This is a genomic window from Clostridium grantii DSM 8605, from assembly GCF_900129965.1.
In the GTDB taxonomy this organism is placed as follows: Bacteria; Bacillota; Clostridia; order Clostridiales; family Clostridiaceae; genus Clostridium_AF; species Clostridium_AF grantii.
Map to the genome: position 1 here is coordinate 248,860 of NZ_FQXM01000006.1, position 7,486 is coordinate 256,345.

A 7,486-nucleotide genomic window follows, 5' to 3' on the forward strand; every position below is an offset into this window, starting at 1 on the left:
CGAATAAAAGACTATAGAATTTCGCCGCAGTTTTTACAAACTCTAACTTTTGTTCCGTCTTCTAATAATTTCTTACTGATTCTTGTAGCTGACTTACATTTTGTGCAGTATAACATAACTTTTGAGCTATTTATAGCTGCCTCTTGTTTAACAATTCCACCTTGCATATTTGCTCTGCTTGGTTTAACATGTTTAGTTACTATATGAGCTCCTTCAACTATTACTTTATCAGTCTTAGGATATACTTTTAAAACTTTACCAGTTTTTCCTTTATCTTTACCAGAAATAACTACTACTGTGTCATCTCTTCTTACATGAACTTTAGCCACTATAGCCACCTCCTTCTAAAGAACTTCTGGTGCTAAAGATAGTATTTTATTATAATCTTTATCTTTTTCTCTTAATTCTCTGGCAATTGGCCCAAATATACGTGTACCTTTAGGCATTTTGTCATCTTTTATAACTACAGCTGCATTATCATCAAATTTTATGTAAGAACCATCTTTTCTTCTTACACCTCTTTTAGATCTAACTATAACTGCTTTAATAACGTCACCTTTTTTAACAACACCGCCTGGTGTTGCACTTTTAACGCTGGCAACTATAACGTCTCCTATGTTTCCATACTTTCTTTTCGATCCGCCTAATACTCTTATGCACATAATTTCTTTTGCACCAGTATTATCTGCGATTTTTAATCGAGTTTGTGGTTGTATCATACAAGCGTCCTCCTTTCAACTAAATGATTATTTAGCTTTTTCAAGAATCTTTACAAGTCTCCATCTTTTATCCTTAGACAATGGTCTTGTTTCCATTATTTGAACTGTATCGTTAAATCCAGCTTCATTATTCTCATCATGTACTTTGAATTTTTTAGTTCTCTTCATAGTTTTACCGTACAATGGATGACGTACTTTATCTTCTACTGCAACAACTATAGTTTTATCCATTTTGTCAGATATAACTTTTCCAATTCTTGCTTTTCTTTGTCCTCTTTCCACAGTTAAACCTCCTTCCAGTATGCTACTGTTCAAGCTCACTTAATTCCTTTTGTCTTAAAATAGTCTTAACTTGAGCTATTGATTTCTTTACTTGTTTTATTCTCATAGGGTTTTCTAACTGTCCTGTTGCTAATTGAAATCTCAAATTGAATAACTCTGATTTTAAATCATTTACTTTGCTCATTAGCTCTTGAAACGAGCTTTGTTTTAATTCTTGCAACTCATTAGCTCTCATTTACTTCACCACCAGTTTGCTCAAAATCTTTTCTTGTAACAAATTTACACTTCATTGGAAGTTTGTGTGAAGCAAGTCTCATTGCTTCTCTTGCAACATCTTCTTGCACTCCAGACAATTCAAATAATACTCTACCTGGTTTAACAACAGCTACCCAGTACTCTGGTGAACCCTTACCTGAACCCATACGAGTTTCAGCTGGCTTCTTAGTTACAGGCTTATCTGGGAATACTTTAATCCAAAGTTTTCCCCCTCTTTTTATATATCTATTGATAGCTATTCTTGCAGATTCTATTTGATTGCTAGTTAGCCATCCGCACTCTGTAGCTTGTAGAGCATAATCACCATAAGCTATAAAGTTTCCTCTAGTTGCTTTGCCCTTCATTCTACCACGTTGCACTTTACGACGTTTAACTCTTTTTGGCATTAACATAGCTAGCAGTTCCTCCTTCCTATTGGTTTACTGTCTCAGGTCTAACTTTTTTAACTGGGAGAACTTCTCCGTTATAAACCCATACTTTTACACCTATTTTTCCATAAGTTGTATCAGCTTCAGCAAATCCGTAATCTATATCAGCTCTTAATGTTTGTAGTGGAATTGTTCCTTCGTGGTATTGCTCTGTTCTAGCTATTTCAGCTCCGCCGATTCTTCCAGCACATGCAGTTTTAACCCCTTTAGCTCCACTTCTCATTCCTCTTTGGATTGTTTGCTTCATAGCTCTTCTGAATGATATTCTCTTTTCTAATTGTTGAGCAATATTTTCAGCCATTAATTGAGCGTTTGTTTCTGCTCTTTTAACTTCAACTATGTTAATGATTATATTCTTATCTTTACCTATTTGTTTATTTAAATCATCTTTTAAAGAATCTATTCCTTTACCACCTTTTCCAATAATCATACCTGGTTTAGCAGTGTGGATATTGATTTTTATTCTTTTTGGTGTTCTTTCGATTTCTATCTTAGCTATTCCAGCTGAGAAAGTTTTCGCTTTTACGAACTTTCTAATCTTATTATCTTCAATAAGGTTATCAGCAAACTTATCACTATCTGCATACCATTTAGCGTCCCAGTCTCTGATAACTCCGACTCTTAAGCCATGAGGATGTACTTTCTGTCCCACTCTCTTTACCTCCTTTTATGGTCTTTCTTTTACAACTACTGTGATGTGACTTGATCTCTTAAGGATTTGATAAGCTCTTCCTTGAGCACGTGGTCTCCATCTTTTTAGTGTTGGTCCTTGATTTGCATATGCTTCTGCTACATATAATCTACTTACATCTAAGTTTTCATTATTTTCTGCATTTGCTACAGCAGACTTAAGTACTTTACCGATTTCAACTGCTGCGAATTTTGGAGTAAATTTTAAGATTGCACTAGCTTCACTAGCATCTTTACCCCTAATTAAGTCAAGAACAACTCCCACCTTAGTTGAAGAAATTCTAACATATTTAGCTGTTGCTTTAGCTTCCATTATTGTTCCTCCTTCCTAAGACTATTTAGCACGAGATGTTTTCTCGGATTTAATATGTCCTTTGAATGTTCTAGTTAAAACAAATTCTCCTAATTTATGTCCTACCATATCTTCTGTTACATATACAGGAACATGTTTTCTTCCATCATGTAATGCTACAGTGTGGCCTACAAATTGTGGGAAAATTGTTGAACTTCTTGACCATGATTTTATTACCTTTTTTTCGCCCTTTTCGTTCATTTCTTCAATCTTTTTCATTAAGGATTCTGCGACAAAAGGCCCTTTTTTTACTGATCTACTCAATGTGAAGTCCTCCTTTCAAACTCTTTAAAAGTTCCGGAAGAGAATATTTATTCCCTTCATCTACAAATTACTTTCTCTTTTTGATAATCAATCTATCAGAATATTTCTTATTCTTTCTAGTTTTGTATCCAAGAGCAGGTTTTCCCCATGGAGTAACAGGACCTGAACGTCCAATAGGTGATTTACCTTCTCCACCACCGTGAGGGTGATCATTAGGATTCATTACAGAACCTCTAACTGTAGGTCTAAAGCCCATGTGTCTTTTTCTACCAGCTTTACCGATATTAATAATATCGTTAGTAGTGTTAGAAACTGTACCAAGTGTAGCTCTACACTCAATTCTTACATATCTCATTTCACCACTTGGTAATCTTAAAGTTGCATAGTCGCCTTCTTTAGCCATTAATTGAGCAGAAGTACCAGCGGCTCTTACTATTTGACCACCTTTACCAGCTTGTAATTCAATATTATGAATAACAGAACCTAATGGGATAAATTTTAATGGTAATGAATTACCCACTTTTATGTCTATATCAGTACCTGACATAAGAACGTCACCTACTTGTAAACCGTTCGGTGCAATAATATATCTTTTTTCTCCATCAGCATAGCTAAGTAATGCTATGTAAGCAGTTCTATTAGGGTCATATTCTATTGTAGCAACCTTTGCAGGTATATTATCTTTATTTCTTTTGAAATCTATTATTCTGTATTTTCTTTTAGCTCCGCCACCACGATGACGTACAGTTATTTTACCTTGAGAGTTTCTACCAGCCTTGCTCTTTAAAGCTACAAGAAGTGACTTTTCTGGTTGATCAGTAGTTATTTCTTCAAAACTTGCTACTGTCATTTGTCTTCTTGAAGGCGTAGTAGGTCTAAACTTTTTAACTGCCATTTAATTTCCCTCCTTCGTTAAGCTTTTCTGGCTTATTGCCAATAGTTGCTTTAATTACATTCCTTCAAAAAACTCTATTGTTTTGCTAGCTTCTGTTAACTTAACAACAGCTTTTTTAAAGTCAGCTCTTTTACCAACATGAACTCCAACTCTTTTAACTTTTCCGTTAATGTTAATTGTGTTCACATTTTCAACTTTCACATCAAAAACAGCTTCTACAGCAGCTTTGATCTGACATTTATTAGCATGCTTATCAACAACAAAAGTGTATTTCTTATCAGCCATGTCAGACATAGTTTTTTCTGTTATAACTGGTCTTCTGATAATATCATAATTGTTTAATTTCATTATGCATACACCTCCTCAATCTGAGCAATTGCTTCTTTTGTTACAACTAAATTACCATGTTTTAAAATGTCATAAACATTTAAATTGTTCACTGGAACAACATCAGCATTTTCAATGTTTCTTACTGACTTGTATATTGCTTCGTCAGAAGAAGCTACAACTATAAGTGGCTTTTTAACATTTAATGCATTAATCATAGCAACAATAGTTTTAGTTTTTGGTGTTTCTAAAGTTAATCCTTCTAAAAGAATCATTTCATTTTCATTTACCTTACTTGATAAAACTGACTTCATTGCAGTTTTTCTCATTGATTTAGGTGTAGAAACTCTATATTCTCTTGGTTTTGGAGCAAAAACCATTCCACCACCAACCCATTGTGGTGATCTAGTTGATCCTTGTCTTGCTCTACCAGTACCCTTTTGTCTCCAAGGCTTTCTTCCTCCACCAGATACTTCAGATCTAGTTTTAGCAGATTGATTTCCTTGTCTCTTGTTTGCTAATTGAGCAACAACAACTTGGTGTACTGCACTTTCTTTTATTTCAGCCGCAAATACAGTTTCATTTAAATCCATTGTACCAACTTTACTTCCTTCTGTATTAAATACGTCTAATACTGGCATTCTATTTCCTCCTTTCTTTAAGAAACTCTAGGCTTTAGTAGTGTTTTTTATAACAACATAGCCTTTGTTTGGACCAGGAACTCCACCTTTTATTAAGATGATATTCTTTTCAGCTAATATTTCAACTACTTCTAAATTTAAAACTGTAGTTTTCTTATTACCCATATGTCCTGGCATTCTTTTATTTTTAAAAGTTCTTGATGGATCAGATGCTGCACCTGCTGAACCTGTAGCTCTATGGTATTTAGAACCGTGAGACATAGGACCTCTGTGCATTCCCCATCTTTTAATTGTTCCTTGGAAGCCTTTTCCTTTAGAAATTCCGCTTACATCAACTTTATCTCCTGTAGCAAAAACATCTGCAGTAATCTCTGCCCCTACTTCATATAAATCTGTATTGTCAAGTCTTAGTTCTCTCACTATTCTCTTAGGAGTAGTTCCAGCTTTTTCAAAATGACCTTTTTTAGGTTTATTAGCTAGGTTTGCTCTCATTTCTTCAAATCCAACTTGAATTGAGTTGTAACCTTCTTTTTCTACTGTTTTCTTTTGTAAAACAGTACATGGGCCTGCTTGAATTACAGTTACTGGAACAACTTTACCTTCTTGAGTGAAAATTTGAGTCATTCCTAATTTTCTTCCTATAATAGCTTTTTCCATGTTTTGCACCTCCCTGTTATATTAGCGGACCATTTACATGATCATAATATTTAAATTATTATAATTTGATTTCTATATCCACACCAGCCGGTAAATCAAGTCTCATTAAAGCATCTACGGTTTTTGGTGATGGGCTTAAAATATCTATTAGTCTCTTATGAGTTCTAATTTCAAACTGTTCTCTTGAATCTTTATATTTATGTGTAGCTCTTAATATTGTAACCAAATCTCTCTCAGTAGGTAGTGGTACTGGCCCTGCAACTTTAGCACCAGTGTTTTTTGCTGTTTCAACTATCTTTTCAGCAGATTGATCTAAAATATTGTGGTCAAAAGCTTTTAATCTAATTCTAATTTTTTGACTTGCCATAAATTTTTCCCTCCTTTTCGTATTCTAAAATTCAAAAATTCACAGTACTTGATAAACTGTTCCGGGTGTTTCGCTTTTTTTATCAAAACAATCCGTTTTTTATGTACTGGCCGCTTGATTCATGATCAAACTATTTCAAATAAGAATTACCTGGACTAGCCAGCAACCTCTCATTTCATTGCCACCTCACGTCACAACTCTTATATTGTATCCTATTTTTATTTATTTGACAAGAGTTTTTTTTAAATATTTCAATTAATTTTTAAAACAATTTAATGTTCTTATATTTATCTATTAAATCGACTTTTATTAATAAAACAAAACGAAAATGATCAAACATAAAAAAATGAGAAAGAATAAATTCTTTCTCATTTTCAAATCAATTAATTAATTACTTAAGAATTGTAGTAACAACTCCTGAACCAACTGTTCTTCCGCCTTCTCTGATAGCGAATCTTAAGTTTGGCTCCATTGCCACTTCTGTGATTAACTCAACTGTCATGTCTATATGGTCTCCTGGCATTACCATTTCTACTCCGTCTGGTAAAGCTATTGATCCTGTAACGTCAGTTGTTCTGAAGTAAAATTGCGGTCTATATCCGTTGAAGAATGGTGTATGTCTTCCGCCTTCTTCTTTCTTTAATACATATACTTGACCTACAAAGTTGCTATGTGGCGTTACTGAACCTGGTTTAGCTAAAACTTGACCTCTTTCGATGTCTGTTCTTTGAACTCCTCTTAATAATGCTCCAATGTTATCTCCTGCCATTGCTTCATCTAACATCTTTCTGAACATTTCTACTCCTGTACATGTAGATTTTCTGATTTCTTCGCCCATACCTACGATAGAAACTTCATCTCCTACGTGTAATAATCCTCTTTCCAATCTTCCAGTTGCAACTGTTCCTCTACCTGTGATTGTGAATACATCTTCTACTGGCATTAAGAATGGTTGATCTGTTGCTCTTTCTGGTGTTGGGATGTATGAATCTATTGCATCCATTAATTGGTGGATACACTCATCTTCACTCTTTTCAATTACGTTTAATGCTGATCCTGTTACTACTGGACATTCGTCTCCGTCAAATCCATATTCACTTAATAAATCTCTTACTTCCATTTCAACTAATTCTAATAATTCTGGATCATCTACTTGATCTGCTTTGTTTAAGAAAACTACTATGTTTTCAACACCTACTCTTGATGCTAATAGTATGTGTTCTCTTGTTTGTGGCATTGGACCATCTGCAGCACTTACTACTAAGATAGCTCCATCCATTTGAGCAGCTCCTGTGATCATGTTCTTAACATAGTCAGCATGGCCTGGGCAATCAACATGCGCATAGTGTCTGTTGTCTGTTTCATACTCAACGTGTGCTGTGTTGATTGTGATTCCTCTTTCTCTTTCTTCTGGTGCTTTATCTATTGACGCGTAATCTTGTGCTTGTGCTTTACCTTCTTTTGCTAATGTCATTGTGATTGCTGCTGTTAATGTTGTCTTACCATGGTCTACGTGACCTATTGTTCCAACGTTAACGTGGGGTTTTGTTCTTTCAAACTTACTTCTTGCCATTTGTAATTCCTCCTA

General features: G+C 34.5%; 14 protein-coding genes. All 14 read right to left on the reverse strand.

Annotated features, from left to right (window positions below; genetic code table 11):
* Nucleotides 1-11 precede the first annotated feature (11 nt).
* Nucleotides 12-329 (reverse strand): 50S ribosomal protein L24, encoded by a 318-nt coding sequence (rplX, locus tag BUB83_RS07445; RefSeq protein ID WP_084133449.1) that lies wholly within the window; start codon nucleotides 327-329, stop codon nucleotides 12-14.
* Nucleotides 330-344: 15 nt separating this feature from the next.
* Complete coding sequence (rplN, locus tag BUB83_RS07450) at nucleotides 345-719, reverse strand: 50S ribosomal protein L14 (protein ID WP_073337813.1); 375 nt, start codon at nucleotides 717-719, stop codon at nucleotides 345-347.
* 27 nt (nucleotides 720-746) lie between these two features.
* On the reverse strand, nucleotides 747-1,001 hold the full coding sequence (gene rpsQ / locus BUB83_RS07455) for a 30S ribosomal protein S17 (protein WP_073337814.1): 255 nt from the start codon (nucleotides 999-1,001) through the stop codon (nucleotides 747-749).
* Between the two features lie 22 nt (nucleotides 1,002-1,023).
* Nucleotides 1,024-1,236 carry a 50S ribosomal protein L29 gene (gene rpmC / locus BUB83_RS07460; RefSeq protein ID WP_073337815.1) on the reverse strand — a complete coding sequence of 71 codons (213 nt, stop codon included), beginning with the start codon at nucleotides 1,234-1,236 and terminating at the stop codon, nucleotides 1,024-1,026.
* Nucleotides 1,226-1,669: a 50S ribosomal protein L16 gene (rplP, locus tag BUB83_RS07465; protein ID WP_073337816.1), complete on the reverse strand. Its 444-nt coding sequence runs from the start codon at nucleotides 1,667-1,669 to the stop codon at nucleotides 1,226-1,228. The genes rpmC and rplP overlap by 11 nt, the downstream gene beginning before the upstream one ends.
* Nucleotides 1,670-1,688: 19 nt before the next feature.
* Nucleotides 1,689-2,357 (reverse strand): 30S ribosomal protein S3, encoded by a 669-nt coding sequence (gene rpsC / locus BUB83_RS07470; RefSeq protein WP_073337817.1) that lies wholly within the window; start codon nucleotides 2,355-2,357, stop codon nucleotides 1,689-1,691.
* 15 nt (nucleotides 2,358-2,372) lie between these two features.
* Nucleotides 2,373-2,708 (reverse strand): 50S ribosomal protein L22, encoded by a 336-nt coding sequence (gene rplV, locus BUB83_RS07475; RefSeq protein ID WP_073337818.1) that lies wholly within the window; start codon nucleotides 2,706-2,708, stop codon nucleotides 2,373-2,375.
* Nucleotides 2,709-2,729: 21 nt separating this feature from the next.
* Nucleotides 2,730-3,011, reverse strand: a complete 282-nt coding sequence (gene rpsS, locus BUB83_RS07480; RefSeq protein WP_073337819.1) for a 30S ribosomal protein S19 — start codon at nucleotides 3,009-3,011, stop codon at nucleotides 2,730-2,732.
* A gap of 67 nt (nucleotides 3,012-3,078) precedes the next feature.
* Entirely contained in the window at nucleotides 3,079-3,906 is an 828-nt protein-coding gene (gene rplB / locus BUB83_RS07485) for a 50S ribosomal protein L2 (RefSeq protein ID WP_073337820.1), read from the reverse strand.
* A gap of 54 nt (nucleotides 3,907-3,960) precedes the next feature.
* Nucleotides 3,961-4,254 carry a 50S ribosomal protein L23 gene (gene rplW / locus BUB83_RS07490; protein ID WP_073337821.1) on the reverse strand — a complete coding sequence of 98 codons (294 nt, stop codon included), beginning with the start codon at nucleotides 4,252-4,254 and terminating at the stop codon, nucleotides 3,961-3,963.
* Nucleotides 4,254-4,874, reverse strand: coding sequence for a 50S ribosomal protein L4 (gene rplD, locus BUB83_RS07495; protein ID WP_073337822.1), 621 nt, complete (start codon nucleotides 4,872-4,874; stop codon nucleotides 4,254-4,256). The genes rplW and rplD overlap by 1 nt, the downstream gene beginning before the upstream one ends.
* Before the next feature lie 27 nt (nucleotides 4,875-4,901).
* Entirely contained in the window at nucleotides 4,902-5,531 is a 630-nt protein-coding gene (gene rplC, locus BUB83_RS07500; RefSeq protein ID WP_073337823.1) for a 50S ribosomal protein L3, read from the reverse strand.
* A gap of 58 nt (nucleotides 5,532-5,589) precedes the next feature.
* Nucleotides 5,590-5,898, reverse strand: a complete 309-nt coding sequence (gene rpsJ / locus BUB83_RS07505) for a 30S ribosomal protein S10 (RefSeq protein ID WP_073337824.1) — start codon at nucleotides 5,896-5,898, stop codon at nucleotides 5,590-5,592.
* Between the two features lie 391 nt (nucleotides 5,899-6,289).
* Entirely contained in the window at nucleotides 6,290-7,471 is a 1,182-nt protein-coding gene (gene tuf / locus BUB83_RS07510; protein ID WP_073337825.1) for an elongation factor Tu, read from the reverse strand.
* Nucleotides 7,472-7,486: the final 15 nt, after the last annotated feature.

What these genes read in the sequence shown, in the direction of transcription:
- rplD (WP_073337822.1), bottom strand. Translation starts at nt 4,874, where the DNA reads ATGCCAGTATTAGACGTATTTAATACAGAAGGAAGTAAAGTTGGTACA.
- rpmC (WP_073337815.1), bottom strand. Translation starts at nt 1,236, where the DNA reads ATGAGAGCTAATGAGTTGCAAGAATTAAAACAAAGCTCGTTTCAAGAG.
- rplB (WP_073337820.1), bottom strand. Translation starts at nt 3,906, where the DNA reads ATGGCAGTTAAAAAGTTTAGACCTACTACGCCTTCAAGAAGACAAATG.
- rplN (WP_073337813.1), bottom strand. Translation starts at nt 719, where the DNA reads ATGATACAACCACAAACTCGATTAAAAATCGCAGATAATACTGGTGCA.
- rplC (WP_073337823.1), bottom strand. Translation starts at nt 5,531, where the DNA reads ATGGAAAAAGCTATTATAGGAAGAAAATTAGGAATGACTCAAATTTTC.
- tuf (WP_073337825.1), bottom strand. Translation starts at nt 7,471, where the DNA reads ATGGCAAGAAGTAAGTTTGAAAGAACAAAACCCCACGTTAACGTTGGA.
- rplW (WP_073337821.1), bottom strand. Translation starts at nt 4,254, where the DNA reads ATGAAATTAAACAATTATGATATTATCAGAAGACCAGTTATAACAGAA.
- rplV (WP_073337818.1), bottom strand. Translation starts at nt 2,708, where the DNA reads ATGGAAGCTAAAGCAACAGCTAAATATGTTAGAATTTCTTCAACTAAG.
- rplP (WP_073337816.1), bottom strand. Translation starts at nt 1,669, where the DNA reads ATGTTAATGCCAAAAAGAGTTAAACGTCGTAAAGTGCAACGTGGTAGA.
- rpsJ (WP_073337824.1), bottom strand. Translation starts at nt 5,898, where the DNA reads ATGGCAAGTCAAAAAATTAGAATTAGATTAAAAGCTTTTGACCACAAT.